This is a genomic window from Waltera acetigignens (assembly GCF_025567015.1).
GTDB lineage: Bacteria > Bacillota > Clostridia > Lachnospirales > Lachnospiraceae > Acetatifactor > Acetatifactor acetigignens.
In genome coordinates, this window is sequence record NZ_JAOQJO010000012.1 from 86,433 (window position 1) to 113,210 (window position 26,778).

23 protein-coding genes are annotated in these 26,778 nt (G+C 44.0%); 2 read left to right on the top strand and 21 right to left on the bottom strand.

Annotated features, from left to right (window positions below; all coding sequences use genetic code 11):
- Nucleotides 1-3: 3 nt before the first annotated feature.
- The 5 genes from OCV96_RS12050 to OCV96_RS12070 form a co-directional block, all read right to left on the bottom strand.
- The gene (locus OCV96_RS12050; RefSeq protein WP_262594633.1) at nt 4-567 is read right to left on the bottom strand and encodes a phosphatase PAP2 family protein; all 564 of its coding nucleotides are present in this window, start codon (nt 565-567) and stop codon (nt 4-6) included.
- Nucleotides 568-672: 105 nt separating this feature from the next.
- Nucleotides 673-1,323, bottom strand: a complete 651-nt coding sequence (gene rpe / locus OCV96_RS12055) for a ribulose-phosphate 3-epimerase (protein WP_262594634.1) — start codon at nt 1,321-1,323, stop codon at nt 673-675.
- A gap of 155 nt (nt 1,324-1,478) precedes the next feature.
- A complete protein-coding gene (locus OCV96_RS12060; protein ID WP_262594635.1) occupies nt 1,479-2,522 on the bottom strand; it encodes a peptidoglycan recognition protein family protein in 1,044 nt (347 codons plus the stop codon).
- 80 nt (nt 2,523-2,602) lie between these two features.
- Nucleotides 2,603-3,712 (bottom strand): GDSL-type esterase/lipase family protein, encoded by a 1,110-nt coding sequence (locus tag OCV96_RS12065; RefSeq protein WP_262594636.1) that lies wholly within the window; start codon nt 3,710-3,712, stop codon nt 2,603-2,605.
- A gap of 63 nt (nt 3,713-3,775) precedes the next feature.
- A complete protein-coding gene (locus OCV96_RS12070) occupies nt 3,776-4,717 on the bottom strand; it encodes a glycoside hydrolase family 113 (protein ID WP_262594637.1) in 942 nt (313 codons plus the stop codon).
- A 190-nt stretch (nt 4,718-4,907) separates the two neighbouring features.
- Between OCV96_RS12070 and OCV96_RS12075 the strand changes: the two genes are divergently transcribed.
- Nucleotides 4,908-5,771, top strand: coding sequence for an SPL family radical SAM protein (locus tag OCV96_RS12075; protein WP_262594638.1), 864 nt, complete (start codon nt 4,908-4,910; stop codon nt 5,769-5,771).
- 139 nt (nt 5,772-5,910) lie between these two features.
- Here OCV96_RS12075 and OCV96_RS12080 read toward each other — a convergent pair whose 3' ends face one another.
- The 16 genes from OCV96_RS12080 to OCV96_RS12155 all read right to left on the bottom strand — a co-directional run bounded on the left by OCV96_RS12080 (nt 5,911) and on the right by OCV96_RS12155 (nt 25,048).
- On the bottom strand, nt 5,911-6,825 hold the full coding sequence (locus OCV96_RS12080; RefSeq protein WP_262594639.1) for an AEC family transporter: 915 nt from the start codon (nt 6,823-6,825) through the stop codon (nt 5,911-5,913).
- 77 nt (nt 6,826-6,902) lie between these two features.
- A complete protein-coding gene (locus OCV96_RS12085; RefSeq protein ID WP_262594640.1) occupies nt 6,903-7,952 on the bottom strand; it encodes a lactonase family protein in 1,050 nt (349 codons plus the stop codon).
- A gap of 4 nt (nt 7,953-7,956) precedes the next feature.
- Nucleotides 7,957-8,991 (bottom strand): lactonase family protein, encoded by a 1,035-nt coding sequence (locus tag OCV96_RS12090; RefSeq protein WP_022312719.1) that lies wholly within the window; start codon nt 8,989-8,991, stop codon nt 7,957-7,959.
- An 18-nt stretch (nt 8,992-9,009) separates the two neighbouring features.
- Entirely contained in the window at nt 9,010-9,978 is a 969-nt protein-coding gene (locus OCV96_RS12095; RefSeq protein WP_178015797.1) for an aldo/keto reductase, read from the bottom strand.
- Between the two features lie 26 nt (nt 9,979-10,004).
- Nucleotides 10,005-10,901 carry a carbohydrate ABC transporter permease gene (locus tag OCV96_RS12100; RefSeq protein ID WP_022312721.1) on the bottom strand — a complete coding sequence of 299 codons (897 nt, stop codon included), beginning with the start codon at nt 10,899-10,901 and terminating at the stop codon, nt 10,005-10,007.
- 10 nt (nt 10,902-10,911) lie between these two features.
- On the bottom strand, nt 10,912-11,829 hold the full coding sequence (locus tag OCV96_RS12105) for an ABC transporter permease (protein WP_117569116.1): 918 nt from the start codon (nt 11,827-11,829) through the stop codon (nt 10,912-10,914).
- A 64-nt stretch (nt 11,830-11,893) separates the two neighbouring features.
- Nucleotides 11,894-13,429 (bottom strand): ABC transporter substrate-binding protein, encoded by a 1,536-nt coding sequence (locus tag OCV96_RS12110; RefSeq protein ID WP_178015793.1) that lies wholly within the window; start codon nt 13,427-13,429, stop codon nt 11,894-11,896.
- A 105-nt stretch (nt 13,430-13,534) separates the two neighbouring features.
- Entirely contained in the window at nt 13,535-14,698 is a 1,164-nt protein-coding gene (locus tag OCV96_RS12115; protein WP_262594641.1) for a sialidase family protein, read from the bottom strand.
- 34 nt (nt 14,699-14,732) lie between these two features.
- Nucleotides 14,733-15,818, bottom strand: coding sequence for an exo-alpha-sialidase (locus tag OCV96_RS12120; RefSeq protein WP_262594642.1), 1,086 nt, complete (start codon nt 15,816-15,818; stop codon nt 14,733-14,735).
- Nucleotides 15,819-15,944: 126 nt separating this feature from the next.
- Nucleotides 15,945-17,540 carry a response regulator transcription factor gene (locus OCV96_RS12125; protein WP_262594643.1) on the bottom strand — a complete coding sequence of 532 codons (1,596 nt, stop codon included), beginning with the start codon at nt 17,538-17,540 and terminating at the stop codon, nt 15,945-15,947.
- Between the two features lie 54 nt (nt 17,541-17,594).
- Nucleotides 17,595-19,220, bottom strand: coding sequence for a sensor histidine kinase (locus tag OCV96_RS12130; RefSeq protein WP_262594644.1), 1,626 nt, complete (start codon nt 19,218-19,220; stop codon nt 17,595-17,597).
- 272 nt (nt 19,221-19,492) lie between these two features.
- Nucleotides 19,493-20,437: a transketolase family protein gene (locus tag OCV96_RS12135; protein WP_022312728.1), complete on the bottom strand. Its 945-nt coding sequence runs from the start codon at nt 20,435-20,437 to the stop codon at nt 19,493-19,495.
- Nucleotides 20,437-21,279 (bottom strand): transketolase, encoded by an 843-nt coding sequence (locus OCV96_RS12140; protein ID WP_022312729.1) that lies wholly within the window; start codon nt 21,277-21,279, stop codon nt 20,437-20,439. Before OCV96_RS12140 ends, OCV96_RS12135 begins: the two co-directional genes overlap by 1 nt.
- 255 nt (nt 21,280-21,534) lie before the next feature.
- Nucleotides 21,535-22,239 (bottom strand): L-ribulose-5-phosphate 4-epimerase, encoded by a 705-nt coding sequence (locus tag OCV96_RS12145; RefSeq protein ID WP_117466072.1) that lies wholly within the window; start codon nt 22,237-22,239, stop codon nt 21,535-21,537.
- A 98-nt stretch (nt 22,240-22,337) separates the two neighbouring features.
- Nucleotides 22,338-23,924, bottom strand: a complete 1,587-nt coding sequence (locus OCV96_RS12150; protein ID WP_262594645.1) for a xylulokinase — start codon at nt 23,922-23,924, stop codon at nt 22,338-22,340.
- Nucleotides 23,925-23,956: 32 nt separating this feature from the next.
- Entirely contained in the window at nt 23,957-25,048 is a 1,092-nt protein-coding gene (locus tag OCV96_RS12155) for a GntR family transcriptional regulator (RefSeq protein WP_262594646.1), read from the bottom strand.
- Nucleotides 25,049-25,362: 314 nt separating this feature from the next.
- Here OCV96_RS12155 and OCV96_RS12160 point away from each other — a divergent pair.
- The coding region (locus OCV96_RS12160) for a DUF885 domain-containing protein (protein WP_262594647.1) at nt 25,363-26,778 on the top strand (1,416 nt) is incomplete at its 3' end.

The following is a 26,778-nucleotide window of genomic DNA, read 5'->3' on the forward strand; positions in this document are numbered from 1 at the left end:
ATTTTATTTTTCCTGCACGTGTTCGGTTTTATCTGCGTTCGATGCAGACTGCGCATCTGCACGGTTCTCCAAGTGTTTCACAAGCCAAACCGCCAACAGCGCATCCAGCGTTCCCAATAAGATTCCGCCCAGGATATCCGTCGGGTAATGAACGAAGAAGTAAAGTCTGGAAAATGCAATAAGTGCCGCCATGAGCAGACTTAAGAGTCCTGCTCTACGATAATAACAGAAGATCGTCACTGCACCGGCGAATCCATTGGAGCTGTGTCCCGAAGGGAACGAATATTCAGAAGGAAACGGGATCTTCAATATGACACTGTTGTCGACTGCGCAGGGTCTGGGTCTGGCGATCACATTTTTCAGAAACAGATTCCCCACCAGATAGGTAATAGCCATTGCGATCATCATAGTCAGACCGCATTTTCTGGTCTTCGGTATACATGTCAGGACGATGGCGATGGCAATCCATACAAGCCCGCTTTCTCCTATGGTGGTAAAAAGACGCATGACGTCCGTCAGCCATCCCTGATGAATTTCTTGTATTGCGTGTAATATCTGTAACTCCATATCAATCTCCATTCCGCAGACAACTGTCTATCCTTCCGTCACCGTCTGCCGACAGTCTGCGCCTTCCATAAGACGTTCCCCGCCCAAGTCCTGCCTATGGCGATGTTACTGCATCTTCGCAAGAAAAGCCTTCGCATTGGCCGCGATGTCATCCTTGAATACAGCAGAACCTGCCACGATAACATTAGCTCCCGCATCAAGTGCCAGCGCTACGTTGTCAAGATTAATGCCGCCATCTACTTCCAGATCGGTAGCCAGTCCTCTGTCCGTGATCATTTTACGGATCACCGCTACCTTATTCAGGCATTCCGGGATCAGCTTCTGTCCGCCGAAACCGGGCTCCACGGTCATGACCAGTACCATATCCACCAGTTCCAGATAAGGCTCCACTGCCTCTGCCGGGGTGGCTGGTTTGATGGTGATGCCGACCTTTTTGCCGGTGGCACGTATTTTTTCAATGCATCCCTTCACATCCTCTGTGGCTTCCAGATGGAAATTCACCAGATCCGCGCCGCAGGCAGCGAACTCTTCCACATAACGCTCCGGCTTCTCAATCATCAGATGCACATCCAGGAACATGTCTGTATGGGGTCTCACTGCCTTCAAGACAGGCATTCCGTAAGAGATTGAAGGCACAAACAGTCCGTCCATCACGTCTACATGCAGCCAGGGCACGCCGGCTCCTTCCACAGCTTTGATATCTTCTCCCAGCTTCCAGAAATCCGCCGAAAGAATTGAAGGTGATAAAATATTCATGATACTCCTCATTTCTGCCCTTTAGGGCTTTGTCTGCAGCACTTTTCCCAATGAATAGGAAATCGTATTCCATATGCGTCTATTCTAACAAACTTGCATTCTTAAAACAAGACAAACTAAAAGGAACCTTTCCTTTCGGGAAAAGTTCCTCTTTTCTATAGATTTTTGACATCCTCTTTTAACCGGTCCCAGGCATCCTCGTGTTCCGTATAATATATGGGACATTTTTTCCCACCGCAGTCATAATGGCGGAGAATATCCTCCGGTTCCAGTTCATAGGCGTCGATCAGCCATCTCAACAGCCTGATCAGGGAGTCGTAGGTTTCCTGCGTGAACTGTCCGTTGTCCGCCTTATAGCAGCATTCGATAGAGATGGAATCCTCGTTACGGGTCTGCACCGCATAAGCGATCTCATCCAGAGGAACGCACTGGAGGATCTCCCCGTTATAGCCGATGATAAAATGCGCACTGGCACTGCGCTCATGATTGTCCTTAAGCTGTTCGAAATAACTGCGGTTCTGTGCTGCACTGGTGCCGGGGTTGGCAGTATAATGCACGAAAATATTATTCACCTCCGTCAAAGGATCTCCCGGTCTGGAATATTCATTTACCGTGAGGAAATCCTCTGTCCAGTCAGGGTGCGCTGCGTAAGTCTCCGCCGACAGTCCCTGAATCCGGGTTCCTATAGTATTCTCAATCCCTTTTTCCACCTGCTGCGCCATGTCTATTGCTTCCATCGGTGTGCTGGCTTCCGCAGTACCGGCAGGCACATTCAGAAGCTTTGTCAACGCAATGATTCCTACCAGAATTCCTGCACTAAGCAGAGTCAGCCGGATATATCTGCGGATTCTTGCCCGTCTGCGGCGGCGCTGTCTCTCCGCCCTCGCCAGACGGTGCCTGGCACGGGTATTGTAGGTATTGTCTTTGTATACATTTTCCCCATATACCGCATCCGCAGTTCGCTGCTTCTGCTGGTGGGTTCTATTTTCCTGCCGGGGTGCTACACTGTGCTGAGGATATGTTCTTGTCCTTGTGCCCTCCTGCGGCATTGCAGGTGTGCTGTGTTGTGACCGTTCTGTGCGCCTTCCCATATGTCTGCCCATATTTTTCCCGGTTTGATAATCCACCAGATACGGATTCCTCCGCATCTGCGTTATATGGATCTCTGCCTGTCTGCTTGAACGATTTTCCTGCGTCATATTGCCAGCCCCTCCAAATGAATTACTTTCTATGGGTTTCAATATAGCGCGGAGTTGTCACATTTTACGTCACATTTTTCTTAAGAAATTATAAATTTCTTCCATAACAGTGCTTGCAGATATGTTTCAATCTCTTTCGCGGTGATTTGATGGGCTTTCACTCCGGGATGCAGGCGGCTGCCAACGGTATCCGGTGTCGTGTCGGGGAGATGTAAAAAGTGAATCCGGGAATCGGCGGTCTGCTTCGCATAGCCTTCCACAGCTTCCCGGATGACGGACAGAAAGTTGTCTCCCAGCATGCCGTAACCCCAGATGATCTGTGCTGTGGGGTTGCTGTTCCGCACTACTTTCAGGAAATCGCAGATAGCTGTTGTCAGAATCTCTTTAACTTCTTCTATGTCCCGTGTTCCTGCCCATTCCTGCCCCAGTTCCGCTGCGGACTGAATCGCTGTGGCATCATTGGTTCCCAGATTGATAATGACCGCATCTGGCTGCCATGCTTCGAAATCATAGTCTTCCAACGCTCCCAAGGAAGCATTCCTCTCCCCGGTGAGCAATCCACAGACCTGTGTGTAAAACGGAGGAATCTTATTCTCCACATTTCCATCCCATCCGGTGACAATTCCCCAGCCGCTCTGGGATACCACACGATACTCCGCAGAAAGCGCGTCTGCCACCATACAGGGATAAGTATTCACTGCTGAGAAAAAAGCGCTGATCCAATCCTCTTCGCAGGCGTCTCCCACCGTACCTTCCCCACTGGTAATGCTGTCTCCCACGAATTCCAGCCGGTACTTCGGCTCCGGCAACTGCAGGAATTCACCGTCTGCATATTGCAATCCCACAATCTGTAACAGATGCCCGGGATCCTGATGCATTGCCTGTACTTCCTTCAGTATCCGTACATGCTTTGGTTTTCCTACCGTCATCCCCCGGAACAGGCACACTTCGTTTTTCCCTTTATTTAATGGAACTCTACTGATCTGCACGCCGTTCAGTTCCACCGCAAGCCACGGTTCATAAGCGTCGTAATCGGCATTTACCTCCACCTGAAGTTCACTGCCGGTATAGATAAATTCTATTCCGCTGCCGGTCCAGAATAAATTCACCACGTCCGTTCCTGTGGTGCGTCCCAACACCCGTACCTGCGGCAATGCTGCTACACTGACTGTCTTTGTTGGCTGCTCCATTTTCTGCCATACCTCCCTGTGCATTGTTTTATCTGTCGTTCTGATTTTCGCTGTTCCGCCCTCTTATCTCCGGTTCTTGCCACGACAGCTGTATTCTTCTGCGATCACAGCCTCCGCAGGGCGACCACAGACCGCATAAGGACTCTTCCATTCCATACTTCCCGGCCAGTCCCAGATTCCGAAGCCTTTCACCCAGTCCCGTTTTTCGCAAGCAGAAAACATTGCCAGGTACCAGTCTGCCTGTTCAGCATCATCCTCTTCCCCTCGCAGTTCCCAGTTATTTGGAACCTGTGCGGAACCATGGATATTCATACATCCAGCCTCCGAGAAAAGAAAAGGCTTCTGGTATTTTTTAACTACTTCTTCAATGCGATCCAACTGATTCTCCCAATCATCGATGGGATAGTATCCGCTGGAAGCAATCACATCCACTGCCTCCCACCATGTAATATGATCTTCCCCGTATTTGTCACAATTATAACCGACAGGCCCGTCATATACTGTGCGGACCTCTGCGATCAGTTTTCTCCACTCCGTCTCCCGGTGCTCTGTCATCGTCATCTCGCATCCTGTAAGAAATAATTCACACCCTGTCCTCTGTGCGATCTGTGCATAATGCTTCTGAAAAGCAATATGGCTTTCAAACCAGTTGCCCCACTTCGGTTCACAGGGAACATCATGATCAAAAAAGCTTATCCTTGCTCTCCAGACACCATTGTCACAATTCACGGTAGGCTTTAATGCCACCTTTAATCCCAGACTCTGCGCAAAGCGAATCATATCACACAGTTCTTCATCCGTGCAGCTTTTCTCCCCATCAAAACAAATTTCTTCACTATAAGGGGTCTCCTGTATCCCCGAGGGAGTGAGTATCACCCAGTTCGCGTGGGTCTTATGCGCCATTTCCTCCATACTTTTTCTGGCTTCTCCAGATCCCAGTACGCCTTTGTGCGGAAATACCGCAAAATTCACCCCATGAAATTTTTCTGTACCAAATTTCTGCATCAATAGTTTTCCTTTCCATAATTGTTTTATCGTAAAGCTTTTCCAATCTCCGTTCTTGTATTGTATCATTATTATCTTTATTTAGCTAGCTATTTTAACTTAATTTTAGTTAAAATTATTTTTGTTTTCTCACTTTTCCTATGTTAATATAAAAATAAAGTTATACAATCAAATGAGGGAGAATATTGCCATGCATTTTGTCCAGGCGAAGGGGATTTTATCTCAGAATAACGGAATGAATATTTACCGTGGATGCTCCCACGGCTGTATTTATTGCGACAGCCGCAGCAAATGTTACGGTTTTACACACGCCTTTGAAGATATCGAGGTCAAGGAAAATGCTCCTGAACTGTTGGAACGGTCGCTTCGTTCCAGGCGGCACAAGTGTATGATCGGTACAGGTGCCATGTGCGATCCGTATCTTCCCGCTGAAAAAGAGCTTCAATTGACCAGGAAGTGTCTGGAACTGATCGACCGGTATGAATATGGCGTTACGGTACTCACAAAATCCAATCTGGTGCTTCGGGATCTCGATCTGCTGCAATCTATCAATAAGAAGGCCAAGGCAGTCGTGCAGATGACGCTCACTACTTATGATGAGGAGCTGTGCCGGAAGCTTGAACCGAATGTGTCTACTACGAGAGAGCGTTTTGAAGTGTTGATGAGATGTAAAGAATTGGGAATACCGACTCTTGTGTGGATGACACCGATTCTTCCTTTTATTAACGATACCAGGGAGAATATAGAAGGCTTGCTTGATTATTGCCTGCAGGCAGGAGTTCAGGGAATTCTGGTGTTCGATGTTGGTGTCACGCTGCGGGAAGGCGACCGGGAATATTTCTATCAGGCGCTGGATCGTGATTTCCCCGGCATCCGGCAAAAATATGTCAGCACCTATGGAAATGCCTACGATATTCCAAGTCCTTATGCAAAAGAGCTTATGACACTGATTCAAAACACCTGCACAGCGAATGGTATACTGTGTTCCCCGAAGGAATGCTTTACTTACCTGCATGAATTTCCGGAGAGATACGTGCAGCAGACGTTGTTTTAGGTTCCAATGGCGATACTTTCTACAAAAAAGTTTAATATAGCCAACACAGTAAAATCGGGAGCTTTTGCTCCCGACATCTTGATAACGCAAAAAACAAATATTTACATTCAGAATAGAACTACACTCAGAAAATTGGTAGCTATAGCTTCAACACCCAAAACAAAAACGGCATTGTGATCACGGAAAGCAATGTGGTCAGGGCCACGCCCCTGGATGTCAGCCGATAATCGCCATTGTACTGCTGTGCCAACATTACTGTCATGCTGCCTACCGGTGTTGCCATCATTACCAGACAAACGCCTCGGAATATAGGATCTTTGATAAAAAAGCATAGCCCCCACAGAAGCAATGCCGGTAATAATACCAGTTTTATTATAGAAAAAATGAGTAGGCGCACATCTGTAAATAAATCTCTTAACCGGGTCTGCGCCAAAGAGTCACCAATGACCAACATGCTTAACGGACCTGTGATGGCACCAGTGAAAGTTGCTGTATCTTCAAGGATCAATGGGACCGGAAGATTGGTGATATACAGAACTATCGCAATAATGCAAGAGCCTACGCCTATATTCACGAGCTGTTTCCAATTTATATTTTTCTGACAACCACCAATCTGCATTTTGTGGATGCCATAAGTATAGATCAGGACATTATATAACAAGTTGAAGATTACAGCGTGAATTATTGCATTGCTGCCATACATGACATCCAGCAAAGGATAACCCATAAAACCAATATTGGAAAAAAGCGTCATGACCTGATAAGCACCGTAGTCCTCTCTGTCTGCATGAAGCAATCTGGGCAATAGTTCCGCGACAGCAAGCATAATTGCAAAATAGATCAGAGCAACCCCTAGAGTAAACAACAATTTTCCTTTATTCTCCAGTCTCTCAGGATTCATACCAGAGGCAATAATCAGCGCAGGATTTCCAATATTGATTACTATACTTGAAATTGTTTTGCCTGTAGTATCTTTAAACACACCGATTTTCCGACAGATATATCCGATGAGCATAATCAAGAAAAACATTATCATTTTTTGGAGTAAAAGCATACAACACCTTCATATAGTAAATATATAAGCTCGCAAATTATACGTTCTTACAAATGCATCTCTAACCGCTGCCAACATTACTTTGCAGAGTCGCCCATTATAACACAGGAAGGAGAGGGAATTACAATTTCCTGTCCGCTCCACTTTAAAATCCCTTTATTTTCATCAAAGAAAAAGGTCTGTACCACATCTGTATGCTGAATACCCACTATCAGCATAGAGCCATCTGGTACAAAACAAAACTCCCGGCAGAAATCACCTGCCAACATTGTATGTCCTTTCAACATCAACAAACCGGTTTCCTTATCTACCTCATAGACAACAATTGAATTGTGCCCTCTGTTCCCAGCCAAAAGATATCTACCGGATGGATGCATCTGTAGTGCCGAAGTATAGTTCTCCCGGTCATAACCATCCTCACGTCTCGTCGATATTACCTGGACATTCCGTAACATATTTTTGCAATCCGGCTGATACTCAAACACAAAAATTTGACAGCTCAATTCAGATACCATATATAGATATTTTCCATCCGGACTGAAACGGAGTTGTCTGGGTCCACTGTCCTCCGGTGCTTTCCACTCGAAAACTTTTTGATACGTTTTTGCATCATAAAGATATATATAATCAAGACCGCAATCCGCAACCGCAATATATTTTCCATCCGGTGTAGGCATGGATGCATGAATATGAGACATCCTTCCATTTGGTTCCTGGTGATGCTCTACTCGTCTTTCCTCCCCAATGCTTCCATCCTGATTAATGCCGTACACCACCAGCAATCCATTACGAAAAACAGATACTAAAAGACTATCTTTTTCCTCATCCGCTATAACATGACATGGCCAGCCACCATAAGCATATCTGCTATTTAAAAATGAAAGTTTATTATCCTCTATGTGATAAGCAGCAACACCTCCACCCGGTACACCTTTATATTCCAGTGATTCCATAACCGCATACAGACATTTTCTCTTTTCCGAAACATATAAATATGCAGAATCGTCAGCCTCTACTGTTGAAACTTCCCTCATTTCCCCATTTTGAGTATTTATCTCCAATGTGTAAATACCTTTCGATCCTCTCAAGGAGTTCGTTCCTACGTAACACTTCATCCATTTCTCCATATCTTTACCTTTCCGTTTCGTCATTGTACTCTCCGTTGTAAATTTGATAAGCTCTTGGCATTCTTTTTTCCCATAAACGTTTTCCCTCACATAGATCAAAAAGCTCCAGTCTTCCGGTTGATTCCGCAAATTCTTCATCAGCAATCAGCAAACAATCCAGCTGTTTCAGATACAGAAAGCTCCTGGGCCATCCCAGTGTTTGCAAAATTCTCCCTTCCCGGATCATTCCGTTTTGCTCAACGACCAATTCCCGGATCAGATTAGCTCCCCGTACTCCTACGAACAATCTTCCTTTTGTCCAATCTGGACACAAAATTGAAGAAAGACTTTTTCGTGCTCCGGCAGGGAGCAAACTGACACGCTGCTTTTCTTTCAAACCTCCGTCTGAATTTTTCTCCAACACGATCAATTCATTCGATAATTCTGTAACGAGGTATACGATTTTTCCTAATGGATGTATCTCCAGAAATCTTGGACCTGATCCCCGGGGCTGTTGCTCTATTCTCCAGTTGTCCCGGTTTCCCCAAAGTTGGCTCTCACTACTATGATATACTGCATCCGCGCCCAGATCGGCAATCCAGCACTCCTCCTGCATCCACTTTACAAAATGCGGATGAGACGCTTCCTGCCTGCTAACTACCGGACCATTTCCTTTGAAAATCACCCTTCCAGATTCTTTGCCGATGCGCCCCTCCGCTACGTCCACTGATACAACCATTTGTTCTCCATACACAGCAATCAAAAGAGCCTTTCCCTGCTCCCAAAAGCTCATATGGCTGATCCCTCTCCAAGGGAAACAGCTTTTCTCCAAAAAAAACAGTTCTCCTGTAAGTTGCTTCAAATAAAACGACTGAATATAACTTCCCCCTGATTCTTCCTGTCCTACCGCATACAGTATTCCGTTGGGCGCAATACACGCCCATTCCAGATTTTTCAGTGGTGCAGCCAAAGTTTCCCTGCTGTCATTTCTCCCCAGGTCAATACGATATATCCCATCTGTCGATGTGTTTCCAAATGTATTGCAAAAATAGAATGTCATTTAAGTCAGCTCTCTCCATTATGAAAACAAAAACTCTACTTCCTCTTGCGTTAATCTCTTTTCTGATGCACGAAGGCTCTCTTCCAGTTCCTTAACCCTGCAAGGTCCTACGATCGGAATAACCTGAAAAGGCTGCGCATAAAGATATGCTAATGTTATTTCCAATGGAGTGGCATTCGTGAGCTTGCATAGTTCGTCTACTCTCTCCGCTCTTTTTAAGGATTCCGCATTATAAAACATATCTCTGGGGAAAGCAAATTTATCGTCCTTGAGAAATCCCTCTTCCTTATGTAATACAAAAAATCCTGCTGCCTGAGAAGTATATGCAGTTACCGGTTTACCGGTTTTTTGGTGATATTCATATATGTTCTCTGTCATATGGGTCTGTACAGCTGCCTCCACTGCCTCGTCATTCGGTTTTGCCAAATTGAACATAATTTCATGCCCAACAAAGGATTTCAAATTATGCTCTTTCGCGTAAGCATCTGCAGCCCACATTCTTTCTGCCGACCAGTTCGAACAAGCAAAATATCTCACCTTTCCTTCTCTGACAAAGCTGTTCAAAGTTTCAATAATTTCACCAACCTCACGCTTCGGATCATCTGCATGTAAATAGTATAAATCTATATAATCAGTCTGTAAGCTTTTCAAACTGCTCTCCAGATCCTCTCGTATCTCTTCCGGCGCCAGCCTTTTTATGTTCGGTGTTTCAAGTGCATGGCAGGCTCCTTTGGTCGCAACTACCAGCTTGCTTCTCAATCTATGCTGTTTCATCCATCTTCCAATCAATAATTCAGATAGTGGAAGATTTCCTGGATTCCACCTTCCATACACATTCGCTGTATCAATAAATGTACCCCCATTTCCTACAAAACAATCGAGGATATCGAATGATGCCTGGTCGGAAATACGGCTCCCGAGCACTCCACCTCCCAACGCTATATCTGACACTCGCAAATTTGTTCCTTTATAATTTACAATATTCATCCTTCGCTCTCCTTTTAAAACACTTCTCAGCCTTTCACTGCTCCAACTGTCATACCTCTTGCAAAATAGGACTGGAAAAACGGAAATATAATCATAAGAGGTAAAATACCGATTACTGCAATTGCCATACGAACCGTGATGGTAGGCATTTTACCCAAGGCATTGGCAGCCTCTGCGCTTCCTGCCATACTTTGTGTCATAAACTGAATATCCAGCAAAATTCTATTCAAATAATTTTGCAGACTGAATAATTTTGTATTCGTAAGATAAAGGAGACCATTATACCAGTCATTCCAATAACCAATACCAATCAACAATCCTACCGTAGCCAGGATGGGTTTCGAAATCGGCATAATAATACTAAAGAAAATTCGGAACTCCTTAGCGCCATCTACCATAGCTGATTCGATCAATTCCTTAGGCGTATTGTTATTAAAGTATGTTCTCACCAGCAGAACATTGAAACCATTTACCAAAATATTATTTGGCAAAAGTAATGCAAATATAGTATTTTTGACATGTAACGTATTTACATATAATAAATAGGTGGGAACCATACCTCCGTTAAAAAGCAATGTAAAAAACACGAGAAAATTGATTATCTTTCTTCCGGGTAATTCATTACGCGAAAGTGTATATCCCAGCATGGCTGTAAGCATCAATCCGGAAATCGTACCTATAAATGTAGTTAGTATTGAAATCCCGTATGCACGGAATATTGTCTGCCCCTGCGTCGCCATATAGCGATATGCTTCCAGACTCCACTCTTTGGGCCAAAAGGAATAACCATTTCGGAACACACTATCATTATCCGACAGAGAAGACGTTACCAGCAACAACGTAGGAAGAGTACAGAAAAGCACGAAACAAATTAAAACTATATGTGCTACTAATGCTGATTTGTTTACTTTCATTCGTTTCATCTCACACCTCCTAAAACAGAGAATCTTCCGGGCTGATCTTCCGAAGTAACAAATTTGTAATTAAAACAATTAAAAAGCCGACTACTGACTGATATACTCCTGCTGCTGCAGACATACCCACGTCTCCTGTCTGTATCAATGTGCGGTACACATAGGTATCTATTGTATTTGTAGTACTGTATATTGCTCCTGAGTTCTGTGTAACCTGATAAAATAAACCAAAATCAGAATAAAAAATCTTTCCTACCGCCAATAATATCATCATTATAATAACCGGTTTCAACAATACCAGTGTGATATACCGTACCTGTTGAAGCTTTGATGCCCCATCCAGTTGAGCCGCTTCATAGTAAGACTTATCAATAGAAATAACATTGGCATAATAAATAGTTGCCTGAAATCCAAATGACTTCCATGTATTTACGATCGGTAATATTATAGGCCAGTACTTTGACTCATTGTACCAGGATATCGTGCTTTTTCCCAAGGGCTCCAGGATCCCTTTATTAATAAAGCCTACATCCGTACTTAAGAAAGCAAATACCAGATAACTGATAATGACGATAGAAAACAAATATGGCAAAAGAATCACTGTCTGATATACTTTTAAAGCCTTTTTGCTTGTCACTTCGCTCAAAAGAATTGCTACTAAAATACCTAAAAATGTATTAATTATAATAAATGCCACATTGTACAATATTGTGTTTCTGGTAATAATAAAAGCAACTGAGTTTTTAAATAAAAACAAAAAATTTCTAAAGCCTGCCCAATCACTTCCATAAATTCCTTTGCTGTAGTCGAAATCTTTAAAAGCTACCACCATACCCGTTAGTGGTAAATAATTGTTAATAAACAAATAAACCAATGCCGGCAAAGCCATAATGTATAGTGGCAAAAGCTTTTTTATTTTTTTTAATCTTTTATACATACCAGGCTCCTTTGAATAGAAAGGTCAGTTGTGTTATACCTCTGACCTTTCCGAGAAACTTTACCTATTTTGTTGCCGCCCACTCGTCTAACTGCCGCTGCTTTTCTGCAATAACAGTATCAATCCCTGCATCCTTCAGTGCCTGTCGGAATTTCGGTAAATTTTCATCAGGATCGATTACTCCATTCTCCAGAGGCAGACGATACTCATCCATTACTGCCTGTACAGCCGCCGCTTCTGCCTTCACAGGAGTGGTGTCAAACACAAATCCCAGCGCTTTAGATTTGATTGCATTATCATTAAATTCCTCATATTTTTCATTTAAATCTTCGGGATCCGTATTCCAAATATAACTCAGATAACGATTTCCAAAAGCGTAAGTTGCACTCAGAGTATAGCCGGATGTTTCTCCAGTTACACCGTCCGGATAAGTAATCCACTTTTCGCTTCCTTTTACATGCTGATAGTGTGTACCTTCAATACCCCATACCAACGCATTATATACTTCTGCATCACTATAAAGCAGATTGACAAACTCCAACACTTTTTCAGGATTCTTACAGCTGACAGGGATCGACTGAATAACAGCTCCAACCGTTTGTGTATTTCCAAAAGCCGGATTTACAATTGCTGTACTGCATGGAATACCTGTCATATTGGTGCTGTCTGTAGGCACACCCGGATGAATCAGGGACATTGTGGATGCCACTTTTCCTGTTTTGAAATAAGCTACTCCTGTATCAGGATTCGTTGAAGCATCTGGAAGAATATAGCCCTTCTCATTCCACTCTCTGGCTTTCCTCACACACTCCTCGTAATATTCTGTATCAAAGAGATTTTGCACGGTCAGATCGCCCTGTCCCCAATCCATCAGGACTCCCATGGTATCACCCAGCCCATCATATGTTTTAAAAAGGCTTTCCAGAATGCTGGTTCCCTGGCTTTGCGGCTGCGTTACATACTTGTCCGGTTCTCCCTCTTTAATTCTGGCAAAAAGGTCATCTAATTGTTCTACTGTTAATCCTGCATCAGCATCAATTCCATATTTCTCGATAATATCATTGCGAAGAATCAGTCCGTATGCACTTGCCATATCACGTATGGTCGGAAATCCATATATTTTTCCGTCAACTGTGGTAGCTTCCATATAGTCGCCGATTACTTCCATTGCATCCGGTGCATATTTACGAACCGTTTCTTCATCCAGCCCAAGCAGTTTATTGGAAGTGACATCACTACTGAATGTAGTTCTGGCTGATGCATTTACCAGATCCAGCTTTTCGCCACTGGTAATCATCAGATTAACCTCCTGCTGATAGTTTGCTCCTGTCATAGGCAAAAGCTTAACCTTGGCACCAATCTTGTCATAAACAATGTTACTTAGATTCTCCTCTACCAAATCCCAATCTGCCTGCTGTACCCATACATCAAATGCATAAACAATGGTATATGGTTCCTCTCCTTCCTGCACAGTGTCATTCGTTTCACTTTTGTCTGTCTGACCTACGCTCTGATTACCGCTTTCATTTCCACATGCGGAAAGCACTGTACACGCTGCCAACAATATGGCAAATACTTTACTTACAATTTTCTTTTTCATATCATTTTCTCCTTCCTTTTATGTATGTTTTGTATCTTTTGTAATTAAACTATATCTCTTATAATTATTTCTTTCTCCCTGAATTTCGACCTTCACTTATGAATTTTATACGCTTTTTGTTTTATCGAAATCCAGCTCATGAAATGGATCTTTGTCCTCTCCATCATAATCCGTCAGCTTACTCGCGATCCTTTTCAGATAACTATTTGTGTTTGCAAGAGATCCGCTAATAATATCCTCTTCTGTTATTTTGGCAATTAAAATTTCTCTGGCGGAAGCCATCACCTCTTTCATATTGGATAGATAACTTCCACGTTCCCGATCATATGTTACATAGATAAATCCGTCATCTGCTTCCTTTGCATCCGGATAAGAAACTTCTCTCTCGTCTAATAGTAATTTATAAGGGAACGTTTTTCCTTCATCCTCTGACAGCATTGCCGTAAGATTATTTCTTCCACTAAACTTAAAATGATTGATCAGCAGGATTCTACCTGAACGCAATCTTGTAATATGGAATCTCGAACAGGGACCACCATAGCCAGTGTCAAAATCTTTACTCCAGCTTCTTCCTCCATCATAAGAATTCGATGCGCCAATCCCATACTTTGTCCTAACAAACATTCTTAGGCTTCCATCCTTCATCTCCAAGATCATATGTTCATCATAATGCCGGTCTTTCACGTCTGCAAAGCCAAGCTTCTGAAAGGTTTTCCCGCAATCATTGGTAGCATAAACAAAGGAGCCTTTTTCCGTAATTTTAGTATCATATTCTTCTGATAATACTCTTATACCATCATTCCATACAGCAATCGGGAACAACCATTCACCAGATTTCACCACTATAGGTTTATTCATCATTACATTATGGCCTACCAGAAATTCTTCTCCCCAAACCAGCTCCTCTGCATCAGGATCTCGGCAAACAGATGCATATAAACCATCGTCCGGACACTTTGCCCATGTCAGCCAAAGTTCTCCCAATGGATCTATCCAAAGGCATGGGTCAAAGCATCTTCCATTATCTTCTTTTACAATAACAATCGGTTCCGAGAAATGATTCCCTCCGTCATCCGACTTAATTACGATCACATAATTTCCTATTTCTTCCTTGACTCCACCTGAATAGAAAGTAAGGAAAATCCTTCCTCGTTTTGTCACCTCAATGCTTGGGATTCCTTGCCATAGGCGTTTTGAAGCCCTGTATTTTTGTAATTCCTTTGTTTCCGTATACAACATAATCGTTTCCTCCAACAGACTTATATCCATGTTTTCTGCATCTTCTTTAAAAATACAGGAGCTGTTATATCAACGGAACAACGGACAATGCAGCCCCTCTTTTTTCATTTTCTAAATATACAGTATATATAATATATAATTTATGATCTGCTTCATAGGCGCATGGGTAACACCACGCTTTTCCATAACCTAATCTGTCGGAAAAGCCATTTTGTAGTATAATGCCTGTCTCAAAGGTACTTTCTTTGGGTTTGGAGAATGCGAGTACAAGTTTTTCTCTTCCCGGATACCAATTTCCTATTATATAATTTCTACCATCAGAAAGCGTGCCCGCATATATTTTTGAATCTGAAAAAGGAATATCATAGGAAAAGGCATCCGACCATGTCTCGCCATAATCCTGTGATAAATATACAAGCGGAACTTTTCGCTCGTCATCTCTTGAAAACATGGCAATTTTATTATCTTCTATGATTGCGGTAATTTCCGGATGTACCAACTTAGAACCATCAGGTAAGTCTCCATTTTCCTGAATATACACTAATCTCCAATCATCATCTATTTTCCCAGAATCCGAAATAAGTACCGCCGGAGTATTCGGGAAGCCATCTAGTTCAGCAATACGTCCCGGCAAAAGCAATTTCCCATTTGCCATCTTATACACATTCGTATTTAGCTTAAAAGGAATCGGTTTGGACCATAAAAATTCAAAACAGTCCTTTTCCTCTTGAAATACATAAAGATCAAGAGCATGAATATGATCTGCTGATACCATTTCATTAATAAGCATATATAGTTTATCTTCACAAATACCGTACACCGGTGGGCAGAACAAAATTTTGCCGGTTTGATCCTCCGCTACCGTTTCAATATCACTCCATGTCTTTCCACCGTCTTTTGACCTTTTTTGTCTGATTGGAGTAGGTCCGATCAGTTCTTTTTCCTCGCAATTATACCAGGCAGCAAATAGCGTTCCATGATATTCTATAATAGCTGCTTCATGCAAAAAAGCATATTCATCATCCGGACAGGCAACTTCATATATCTCTGTTTCACTGTTATCCTTTAAGCTTATTTCTTTTTCAGCCATGTTCAGATGTCCTAACATATTATATAGTTGTTTATCTTCCTTTGAAAAAAAATTAAACATTTTGTTCCTCACTTTCCATATCATTTTTTTCATTTAGGATCAACTATAGTATAATCTGTTATTATGTTCTGACTCTACTTGAAACTCGACCTTCACTTATGATTTTTATACAAAAAGCCCTGATCCTTAAAGATCAGGGCTTTCCATCCCACCGTTTTTTCGATATTCATTTGGTGAAATTCCTACTTCTCTTTTAAACATTGCAGAAAAATTAGACATATTTTCATAGCCGCACCGGGATGCAATCTCACATATGGAAATCTTTTGGTTTAACAGCAATCCTTTTGCCATATTCACCTGTTCCCTTAAAATATAGCGATTTACTGAACACCCCATTTCCTTTTTAAATCGTCTATCCAGGTAATCTGGATTTAAATACAATGCTGAAGCAACTTTTATCCTATTCAGTTCTTCATCAAGATGTGTCTGTATATAATAAATCGTTTGTTCCCTGATCCCACTTAAGTTCGATACGTCCTGCATGATCCTGGAAACAGCTCCCATAGTTTCCTCAATCCATGCATCCATTTCCTCCAGTGAACCAATTGCCGTAACTCTGTTACATCCATTTTCTCTATCATATAAAAATTGATGTGCCTGAATTCCATTTTCCTGAAGTGTCGAATAGAACAACTGTTCCAAATCATACTGAAGCATTTGAAGTGCTCTCCTATTTAACTTGGCCTCATTGTCTTTTCCCCAAAGCCATTTTCGGATTATATCTTGAAGTTCCACAGTCTTGCCATTATCAATATATGCTTTCCATAGCGTCATATCAGGCATACCAATTGCTTCACTGTTTTTAGGCATATTTATAATATCCAAAATCTGTCTTCTACTGCAAACATTATTCCATGCAAACTGTCGAAGCTTATCTACCATGGACTGTACTTCTCTCCCTGTACACACTTCTCCTATGCATATTCCAATTTTTTCGTATAATCTTTCTGTCTTAAATTGCTGTAATATCGCATCTTTTAATATTATGCCATTTCTTTCAGTGCCAGAACTCAGCCACTCGTCTGAAATAAAAACCAGGCCTGCAAATTCTTTTTGAGACAATACCGGAAGCAGAAAGTCACCAGCCACTGTTCCCAAGTCCTCTTTTACCTTCTTCCTGGTCTGCTTTATGTCTTCTTCTGTTTTGTCATTTGCATATTGATAAAATAAAATTGGGATCAGCCTTCTATCTTGCTCCTCTTTCCATTGCTTCTCCTCATATTCTTCACACTCCCTGTTCGGATCATCACGTAGTCCTCTGAGCATTTCCTCCCAATATTTTTCTTTCCATACTGGTTTTAACTGGTTCCATACAATTCCTTCTTCCTGTAACTGCGCCTGATGACGCTCTCTTTCAATCTTAGTGACAAGATTTTTCATCACCTTAATAATATCATCTTCCATGACCGGTTTAAGCAGATAATCATAACATCCGTATCGCAAGGCATTTCTGACATAATTAAACTCCGCATGGCTTGTCAACATGACGATTTCTAAATCCGGAAAATTTTCCTTTGCCTTTTTTGATAATTCCAATCCATCTGTCTGGGGCATTTCAATATCGCAGATCATAATATCAATTTTTTTCTCATTTAAAATTCGAACAGCGCTAACTGCATTTGTAGCAGAATAAATCTCCGTAATACCCAGCAGCTCCCAGTCCGTTACTGTAACTACTTCTTCTACCACCAGATATTCATCATCTACAATAAGTAAGTTCATAGCTGATCTCCATTCCAACATCTTTTTCTAGTTATCTTATAGTTTCCCTTTTGTTCATTTTGGTACATTTATGACAACGCTAACTCCTCCACTGTCCCGATTTGTAACCTTGACACTGGCAGCCTCTCCATAATGCATGTGCATTCTATCTACTATATTTTTTATTCCAATATGCTCCCTATCGTTTTTCACAATTTTCTCGTTTTGGTTTATTTTTTTAAGAATGTTCTCCTCAATTCCTTCTCCATTATCCTGAATTTCAATTTTTATATTGTCTCCCTCTATTTTGGCTGAAACGACAATCATCAAATCATTCGAGAAATCCGTGGAATATTTGATTGCATTTTCCACAAAAGTTAATACACACATAGCCGGCACCATGCTGATTTCTGCTTCCGGCTCTATTTCACACTGAAGATGCATAGCACCCGCAAAACGAAACTTTTGAATCGCCATATAGTTTAACATAAAATTGATTTCCTCCTTCAGAGGAACCATTTCTCCTTGACGAGCAAACACACTTTTAAAATAATTTATCAGATATGTTAGAAGAATATTTACCTGATTGTTATCTTTTCTTTTATTCAACATATAAATAGTATTTAAAGCATTTAAAAAGAAATGAGGGTTAATCTGAAGCATTAAATATTGTTTATACAGCTCAGACTGCTTTTTTTCTTTCTCATAAACATCAATTTTCAGAATTTTAATTTTTTCCATCATATTGTTAAAGTTTTTACTGACAATATGATACTCTTCCCAGTTGTCAAACTCCGGCATTTTAAGATCTATTCCTTCTTCATCCACCTTTTGCATTACTGATACAATCCTTTTTACCGGATTTGTAAACCAGTGATACATGGAAATATAAAGAGCAAAAAGCAGTATGATCAAAATCACAGCAAAAACCATACTGAAGTTTAATAACGTTCTGATTTCTTCAAATAGCTTTTCTGAAGGAATTACAATTCTTACACCCACATCTGTTTCTTGAATTGGCAGTTCTATTTTTAGATCTTTCCCTGACTCGTTGTCTAAAATCATTGTGCCTATTTTATAGTAAGAAACATAATAATCACTTAGTTGTACAGCTTGCATTGTTTCAATCAGTCGATTAAGGCTCACTGCACAGCCAATCCCCACACCATCCTTTGATACAACTCTGATTAAATATTGATAACCTTCTGCATCAAACAGCTCCCATTTTTCTGTAGGTTCTCTACTCTCCAATAACCTTTTCAACTGTTCTCTGATATTCTGACTTTGTATTTTTGCTTTCTTTTTTGCAGATTCCACCATCATGATATCTGCATACTTGTCTTGAAATATAAAAAAGTAATCCGCAGAACTATAAACAAGAATATCCTCATTCAATTGATTATACAGCCGCTGTCTTGACAAATTGTTCATAGATTCTTTATCCTCTTCGCAATTAGTCATACCATAATAATCCGCTGTTTCGCTTATTCGAAGAAGATAGTCCGAAATATTGCTCAAATTATTTTCTACATCGCGCGTATAGTACTCCACCATAGAATGATAAGTCTTTTTTGCCTGTTTCCAAGTCGTACGAGCTGCACTGACGCAACTACATAAAAGCATTATTATCATGCAAAAAATAATTACAGATATAAGACTATTCATGCAAATTACAACAGATTTTTTCATTTTGCTTAACATGATTTCGCCTTTCTTAAGAGCACCAACCGTTGTGACACCAGCACCGTATATATATTTCTATCTAATATAGTATCATATTCTTGTGTAACTTCCGCTTGAATATCGACTTTTGATACCTAATTTTCGACTTCTTTTACCTGATTATCGACTTCTTTACAATATTGTCTTCTTTTTCATTTATTATTTCGAGTTCATGATACCACGACGCAAAAGAAGCCGCCAGTCTCTGTTTTCACATAACTGGCGGCTTCCTCTTGATATCTTATATTCTCTTACAGAAATTCTTTGACAGACTTGTAAACGCCCTTGGCATCCAGACCGTACTTCTCTACCAGAGCAGCAGCGGAACCGGACTCACCGAAGACATCCTGCATGCCGACCTTCTTCACAGGCACGGGATGATTTGCGCACAGACAGTCGCAGACAGCGCTTCCCAGTCCACCAATCACGGAATGCTCTTCCACGGTCACTACCTTGCCGGTCTTCTTGGCGCTGTTAATGATGATCTCCTCGTCCAGAGGCTTGATGGTACAGATATTTACAACCTCTGCACTGATGCCTTCCTCTTCCAGCATCTTTGCTGCACCCAGAGCGGAATCTACGCAGATACCAGTGGCTACGATGGTGACATCCTTACCTTCACGGACTACGGTTCCCTTACCGATCTCGAAATGATAACCAGGATGATCATTGATCACGGGTACTGCAGCACGTCCGAAACGAATATATACAGGTCCTTCATATTCCAGAGCGGCACGGACAGCGGCTCTTGCTTCCACATCATCGGAAGGGCACATTACTACCATGCCGGGAATAGTACGCATCAGAGCAATATCCTCGTTACACTGGTGGGTAGCGCCGTCCTCACCTACGGTGATACCTGCATGGGTCGCACCGATCTTGACATTCAGATGAGGGTAACCGATAGAGTTACGTACCTGTTCAAAAGCACGTCCTGCTGCGAACATTGCAAAAGAGCTTACGAAGGGAATCTTACCTACCAGAGACAGTCCTGCAGCCACACCCATCATGTTGGACTCTGCGATACCGCAGTCGATGTGGCGGTCGGGATATGCCTTACGGAAGATTCCGGTCTTGGTAGCTGCTGCCAGGTCGGCATCCAATACGACCAGATTGGGGAATTCTTCTGCCAGCTCCTTCAGGGAGTTACCATAGCTTTCTCTGGTTGCGATTTTTTTCACGGTATTCTCTGCCATTACTGCTCACCTGCTTTCTCTAATTCTTTTTCGATCTTATCAAGGTCTGCCATTGCCACTGCATACTCCTCATCGTTGGGAGCCTTGCCGTGCCAGTCCACACTGTTCTCCATGAAGGAAACGCCCTTACCCTTCAGGCTATGGAATACGATACAGGTGGGCATGCCCTTGGTCTCTCTTGCTTCCTTGAATGCTGCACGGATCGCATCAAAATCATGAGCATCTGCATTGATCACATGGAAATTGAATGCCTCGAACTTCTTATCGATAGGATAAGGAGAGCATACCTGGTCGATAGGTCCATCGATCTGCAGATTATTGTTATCTACCATAACACAGAGGTTGTCCAGCTTACGGAAGCCTGCGAACATGGCTGCCTCCCATACCTGGCCTTCCTCGATCTCACCGTCACCCAGCAGTGTGTATACACGGAAATCACGATTCTCCATCTTTGCACCCAGTGCCATACCTACTGCTGCGGAAATGCCCTGTCCCAGGGATCCGGAAGACATATCCACGCCGGGGATATGGATGCAGGGATGACCCTGCAGATAGGAACCCAGGTGACGCAGAGTAGGCAGATCCTCTACCGGGAAATATCCTCTGTAAGCCAGTGCGGAATAGAGTCCGGGAGCTGTATGACCCTTGGACAGTACGAATCTGTCACGCTCCTCCATATCGGGATTCTGTGGGTCAATGTTCATCTCCTCAAAATATAAAAATGTAAAAATATCTGCGGCTGACAGGGATCCACCGGGATGTCCCGCTTTCGCACCATGAACTGCGGTCACAATGCCCTTGCGGACATCATTGGCACGCTTTTGCAGTTCTAAATTCTTCATTGTCTCCTCCATTCCGCCATATTGGCTTGTCTGTTGCGATTTACGTTGTTATACTAGCATACTTACGAATGCTAGTCTAGTAAAAGAATTGCTCTTCTACCGTAAAATATTGTTGTCTTCTATCAAACAGCTTTGCCCTGTCATTCATAAATTTTCTCACTTCGTTCGAAAATTCATTTCATGGAGGGGCGCTTTGCTAATAGAATTTGTCATATAGTGCTAGTACGCAAGCGTCCACGCACTATAAGTCAAATTCTATTTCAAAGTTGTTTGGCCATAGTATGCATTCTTTCCATGCTTGCGATTATAGTGCTTATCCTGCAGCTCCTGCGGTGCCGGCTGAATTCTGGGGTTGATCGTCTCTGCACGGTATGCCATTTTGGCCACTTCTTCCAATACTACGGCATTGTGGACAGCCTCTCTGGCATCCTTGCCCCAGGCAAACGGTCCATGATTCTTGCACAGCACAGCGGGAACTGCCTTGGGATCCTTGCCCAGACGCTTGAACTCATTGACGATCAGATGTCCGGTATTTTCCTCGTAAGCATCCTCGATCTCTTCCTTCGTCAGGCAGCGCACGCAGGGAACCGGACCGTAGATATAATCTGCATGGGTGGTTCCGTAGCAGGGAATGTCTCTTCCCGCCTGTGCCCAACTGGTAGCATAGGAAGAATGGGTATGCACGATACCGCCGATCTCCGGGAACGCCTTGTACAGCTCCAGATGAGTTGCAGTGTCGGAAGAGGGATTCAGATCCCCTTCCACCTTATTGCCGTTCAGATCCATGACTACCATCATCTCCGGTGTCAGCTTGTCATAATCCACACCACTGGGTTTGATCACGAACAGTCCACTCTCTCTGTCAATGGCGCTGACATTTCCCCAGGTGAAAGTCACCAGACCATACCGGGGCAGATCCATATTTGCTTCATATACTTTCTGTTTTAATTCCTCTAACATATACTTAATCTCATTCCTTTCCACAGCCTGCCAACTTTCCGACACATAGGTATCGTGTACTTCCGTACACTCTGCAGGCTCAAATTGCATCTGAAAAATTATTTTGCCGCAACGGCTGCCTTTTCTGCGGGAAGCAGTTTCTTGTACTCTTCCAGGAAAGCATCAAATCCCTTCACATCCTCGACATCCGGGTTCAGTGTGGTTCCTGTCTGTCCTGCGAAGATCTTGTCATTCAGATAGGAAGAAAGAGTCTCGCCGTCTTTTTTCTCCTTCATGAAAGCTGCCAGAATAGCAATACCCCAGGCACCGCCTTCACTGGCTGTATCCATAACGGTGATCGGTGCGTTCATGCCTGCTGCCATGACACGCTGTCCCACCACGGGAGTCTTGAAGAAGCCGCCATGGCCCATCAGGGAATCCACGGCCACATGCTCTTCTTTTAACAGAATGTCCATGCCAATCTTCAGGGTAGCAACTGCGCTGTACAGATGGGAACGCATGAAGTTTGCCAGTGAGAAATCCGCATCGGGAGTTCTTACCACCATGGGACGCCCTGCATCCAGTCCGGTGATGGGCTCTCCTGAGAAATAATTGTATGCTGTCACGCCGCCGCAGTCCGCAGCACCTTCCAGTGCCTTGCGGTACAGCACGCCGTACAGTTCATTCTTATCTACTTTTACGCCAAAGCTCTCTGCACATTCGCCCAGAAGATTTACCCAGGCATTCAGATCGGAGGTACAGTTGTTGCAGTGTACCATAGCTACCGGCATACCGTCGGGAGTGGTGACCATATCGATCTCTTCGTGTACTTTTTCCATAGCCTTCTCCAGTACCACCATAGCGAAAATGGAGGTTCCGGCAGAGACATTACCGGTGCGGACTGCCACACTGTTGGTGGCTACCATGCCGGTTCCCGCATCACCTTCGGGAGGGCACATGGGTGCGCCGGGCTGTAAGGTTCCGGTGGAATCCAGTAATTTTGCACCTTCCGCGGTCAGAACACCGGCAGGCTCTCCGGCTACCAGTACCTTCGGCAGAATGTCACGGATCTTCCAGTCAAAATTGTGTAAGCCATCGAACTGATCCAGCATCTTCTGATCAAAATCCATAATGGTGGAATCAATGGGGAACATACCTGCTGCCTCACCGATGCCCAGCACCTTTTCTCCGGACAGCTTCCAGTGAATGTATCCTGCCAGTGTGGTGAAGAATGCGATATCCTTCACATGATCTTCTCCGCTCAAAATAGCCTGATACAGATGTGCAATGCTCCATCGCTGGGGAATGTTGAAATTAAATACCGGGATCAGCTTCTTGCAGGCTTCGGATGTCTGTGTATTTCTCCAGGTACGGAAAGGCACCAGAAGTTCTCCGGCTGCATTGAACGGCATATAGCCGTGCATCATTCCGCTGAATCCCAGCGAGCCCAGGGTGGTCAGCTTCTCACCGTATTTTGCCTCTACATCGTCTGTCAGGCTCTTGTAGCATCCCTGCAGGCCTTTCCAGATATCTTCCAGGCTGTAGGTCCAGATGTTGTTCTCCAGACGGTTCTCCCAGTCGTAGGTTCCCATGGCGATGGGTGCGTGGCTCTCATCTACCAGTACCGCTTTGATTCTGGTGGAACCAAACTCAATACCGAGGGCTGTTTTTCCTGTTCTGATCGCTTCTTTTACTGCTTCGTTCATTGTGTTCTCTCCTTTTCACTTCTTTATTTATCTCATTTTTTATTTCCGTTTTCAGTGCATTCCGCAACAGATTCCCGCTCTACGACACGGGTGTCAAATTCGTAAGTCAGGTCCTTTTTCCTGCCCGCGATCATCTGTAACAATGTCTCCGCTGCTTTTTTCCCCAGATTCTCCTTGGGGTGCGGCAGGGAAGTGATGGGCACCTCGCTGTGTCTCGCCAGATCCGAATCGTCGATGCTGATGACTGACACATCTTCCGGTACCCGGATATTGCGTTCTGTCAACATCCGAATCAACTGAAAAGCAATCTGATCATTGTATGCCAGAAGGGCGGTGCACTCCTCCACCCGATTCAGGATTCTGTCCCGGCAGTAACCAAGTTGCCTCGATTCGTCCGTGTCGATCCACACCATCCGGGAATCCGTCACCGTGAGCCCGGCCTCTTCCATGGCCTTCAGATATCCCAGATAACGCTGTCTGCCCTGACCGTCATCCAGCTTCAGGATTGCCCCGATCTTCTGATGCCCCTTGTCGATCAGATATCTTACGGCCTTGTAGGCCGCCTCCGCATCATTTAACGATACATGCGGTGCCTCCAGCTCGGGATAATAGGTATTGAAAAACAGAAGCGGTATCTTTCTGGCCATCAGGTGCCGGTACAGATCCAGGTTCGGATTCGGCAATCCGCTCTTTGTCCCCTCCATGATCACTCCGGCCACATCGTCCCGTTTCAACAGATCCTTCAGAATACTTTTCTCCCGGTCCAGCGTGTTGTTTGTGAAATAGATCTGGACAGAAAACCCGCTTTCAAATAAAGTATTCTGCATTCCCTGTAAAATTCTGGGGAAAATGTAGCTGTCCACGTAGGTAGTCACCACGGCGATGCTGTTGCGCTGTTCCAGATTCTTCCGGCGGTCAAAGCTCACATAAGTGCCACTGCCACGGATCCTCTGCACCAGCCCGTCCTCCTCCAGCGTGCCGATAGCTTTCCGCACCGTCTGCCTGCTGATATGGAACTGTTCCGACAGCTGATTCTCCGAGGGAACTTTCTCTCCCGGACCTAGTTGTCCGTCTGAGATCTGTTCCTGTATGTAATTAATGAGGTTTTGATATTTTGTCTCCATAATCACTTTCAGTATAATCAGACCACCGTACAAAGTCAATACATCTTTTACCTGTTTTAGGTACATTTGTATATAGTTGTATGGTGTACAACCTTGCAGTAAGTCTATCCCGTGGAGTATTCACATATACTCTTACCAACACTCTTTTTCATCAGGTAATCATCGTGCGTAAACGTCCCCCTCTCTCCTTCCCACAACTACTCGTATGTATTAGTCTTCTCTGCGCCCTCACCGGTGCTCTGACCCTTGTAGCTTCCCATACCTCCCCGGATAGACGTTTTGAGCAGTTCACCTCTCAACTTTTTCAGGAGGAAATGACTGGCAATACCCTGAATATGCACTACACCATTGCCGATCCAAAGACCTTTGGCATCTCCGAATATGAACCTGTGCTTCCGATCTACCACTCCGACCAGCCGGAAGACAGCAAAGAACACTGTTCCGACTTGTTGCACCGGCTTGACCGTATAGACCCTGACAGACTTTCCCCGGAAAATGCCTATACTTACCGGTTATTGCATCGCTCTCTGGAAAATGATCTGGCTCTGGCAGATTTTCCTTATTACAATGAGCCTCTGTCACCTTCCTCCGGAATGCAGTCCCAGCTTCCCGTTCTGCTGGCGGAATACACCTTCCGCACAAAACGGGATGTCACGGATTACCTGGCTCTCCTGGATCAGATAGATGACTATTTTGCCTCCCTGCTTCTCTACGAGCAGGAAAAAGCTGCCGCAGGCTTCTTTATGCCTGCCTGCTCCTCAGAAAAGGTCCGGAAGCAATGTGACACCATTGTCACAACCGAAGAACTGGCACAGGGAACCCATTTTTTACAGACTACTTTTGAAGACCGCCTGTCAGAGCTACCGAAGCAGGGACTTTTTACACCGGAGGAGACTGCCTCCCTGATCAAAACCAACGACCGCCTGCTTGCCACGGTGGTGCAGCCCGCCTATGCCGCCCTGTCCGAAGGGCTGCACTCTCTGGAGACTTCCACCAATGTCGATTCCACTGCATCCGAAACAACTCCCAATGCTGCTTCGGGCAAAAACAACAGTGCCCACAATGGGCTCCCGAAAGGGCTCGCCCTGCTGCCAGACGGAAAGACCTACTATCTCCATCTACTGTTTTCCGAGACCGGTTCCTCCCGTTCCGAAAAAGAACTGGTGCAGATGCTGCTTGTGCAATTTCAGAAAGAGCAATCCGCAATCCGTAATCTGGCTTCCCAGTCCCCTTCCCTGATTACACTGCTTTCTGAAGAAAATACGGCAGTTTTCCCTCTGGCAGAACCGGAAGAAATGCTCTCGGATCTACAGGCTCGTATGAAAAATGACTTTCCTGTCAGCAGTCCCGTTCCCACCGTCACTGTCAAAGATGTGGTCCCCAGTCTGGAACCCTATAGTGCACCGGCCTTTTATCTGACCACTCCTTTGGGAAATTCCGACAATAATGTCATTTATATAAACCGCCGGAACTCCCCTCAGGGACTGGAGCTCTATACCACACTGGCTCATGAAGGGTTCCCGGGTCATCTCTACCAGACCGTGTACAGCAACCGCATCTTTTCCGACATGCACACGGATCCTGCCAGAAAACTCATCTGGTACGGCGGTTATCTCGAAGGCTGGGCGTTGTATGTGGAATTTCTTTCCTATGATTATGCGGCCACTCTGTTGGAACAGGCCGGACAGTCGGATGCCGCACAGTCGGCCCGGCTGGAGAAGCATACCCGC

What these genes read in the sequence shown, in the direction of transcription:
- OCV96_RS12110 (WP_178015793.1), bottom strand. Translation starts at nt 13,429, where the DNA reads ATGAAAAAGAAAATTGTAAGTAAAGTATTTGCCATATTGTTGGCAGCG.
- OCV96_RS12100 (WP_022312721.1), bottom strand. Translation starts at nt 10,901, where the DNA reads ATGAAACGAATGAAAGTAAACAAATCAGCATTAGTAGCACATATAGTT.
- OCV96_RS12105 (WP_117569116.1), bottom strand. Translation starts at nt 11,829, where the DNA reads ATGTATAAAAGATTAAAAAAAATAAAAAAGCTTTTGCCACTATACATT.
- OCV96_RS12060 (WP_262594635.1), bottom strand. Translation starts at nt 2,522, where the DNA reads ATGACGCAGGAAAATCGTTCAAGCAGACAGGCAGAGATCCATATAACG.
- rpe (WP_262594634.1), bottom strand. Translation starts at nt 1,323, where the DNA reads ATGAATATTTTATCACCTTCAATTCTTTCGGCGGATTTCTGGAAGCTG.
- OCV96_RS12125 (WP_262594643.1), bottom strand. Translation starts at nt 17,540, where the DNA reads ATGAACTTACTTATTGTAGATGATGAATATCTGGTGGTAGAAGAAGTA.
- OCV96_RS12155 (WP_262594646.1), bottom strand. Translation starts at nt 25,048, where the DNA reads ATGGAGACAAAATATCAAAACCTCATTAATTACATACAGGAACAGATC.
- OCV96_RS12145 (WP_117466072.1), bottom strand. Translation starts at nt 22,239, where the DNA reads ATGTTAGAGGAATTAAAACAGAAAGTATATGAAGCAAATATGGATCTG.
- OCV96_RS12120 (WP_262594642.1), bottom strand. Translation starts at nt 15,818, where the DNA reads ATGTTTAATTTTTTTTCAAAGGAAGATAAACAACTATATAATATGTTA.
- OCV96_RS12150 (WP_262594645.1), bottom strand. Translation starts at nt 23,924, where the DNA reads ATGAACGAAGCAGTAAAAGAAGCGATCAGAACAGGAAAAACAGCCCTC.
- OCV96_RS12080 (WP_262594639.1), bottom strand. Translation starts at nt 6,825, where the DNA reads ATGCTTTTACTCCAAAAAATGATAATGTTTTTCTTGATTATGCTCATC.
- OCV96_RS12090 (WP_022312719.1), bottom strand. Translation starts at nt 8,991, where the DNA reads ATGACATTCTATTTTTGCAATACATTTGGAAACACATCGACAGATGGG.
- OCV96_RS12050 (WP_262594633.1), bottom strand. Translation starts at nt 567, where the DNA reads ATGGAGTTACAGATATTACACGCAATACAAGAAATTCATCAGGGATGG.
- OCV96_RS12065 (WP_262594636.1), bottom strand. Translation starts at nt 3,712, where the DNA reads ATGGAGCAGCCAACAAAGACAGTCAGTGTAGCAGCATTGCCGCAGGTA.
- OCV96_RS12140 (WP_022312729.1), bottom strand. Translation starts at nt 21,279, where the DNA reads ATGAAGAATTTAGAACTGCAAAAGCGTGCCAATGATGTCCGCAAGGGC.
- OCV96_RS12130 (WP_262594644.1), bottom strand. Translation starts at nt 19,220, where the DNA reads ATGTTAAGCAAAATGAAAAAATCTGTTGTAATTTGCATGAATAGTCTT.
- OCV96_RS12085 (WP_262594640.1), bottom strand. Translation starts at nt 7,952, where the DNA reads ATGGAGAAATGGATGAAGTGTTACGTAGGAACGAACTCCTTGAGAGGA.
- OCV96_RS12070 (WP_262594637.1), bottom strand. Translation starts at nt 4,717, where the DNA reads ATGCAGAAATTTGGTACAGAAAAATTTCATGGGGTGAATTTTGCGGTA.
- OCV96_RS12115 (WP_262594641.1), bottom strand. Translation starts at nt 14,698, where the DNA reads ATGGATATAAGTCTGTTGGAGGAAACGATTATGTTGTATACGGAAACA.
- OCV96_RS12095 (WP_178015797.1), bottom strand. Translation starts at nt 9,978, where the DNA reads ATGAATATTGTAAATTATAAAGGAACAAATTTGCGAGTGTCAGATATA.
- OCV96_RS12075 (WP_262594638.1), top strand. Translation starts at nt 4,908, where the DNA reads ATGCATTTTGTCCAGGCGAAGGGGATTTTATCTCAGAATAACGGAATG.
- OCV96_RS12135 (WP_022312728.1), bottom strand. Translation starts at nt 20,437, where the DNA reads ATGGCAGAGAATACCGTGAAAAAAATCGCAACCAGAGAAAGCTATGGT.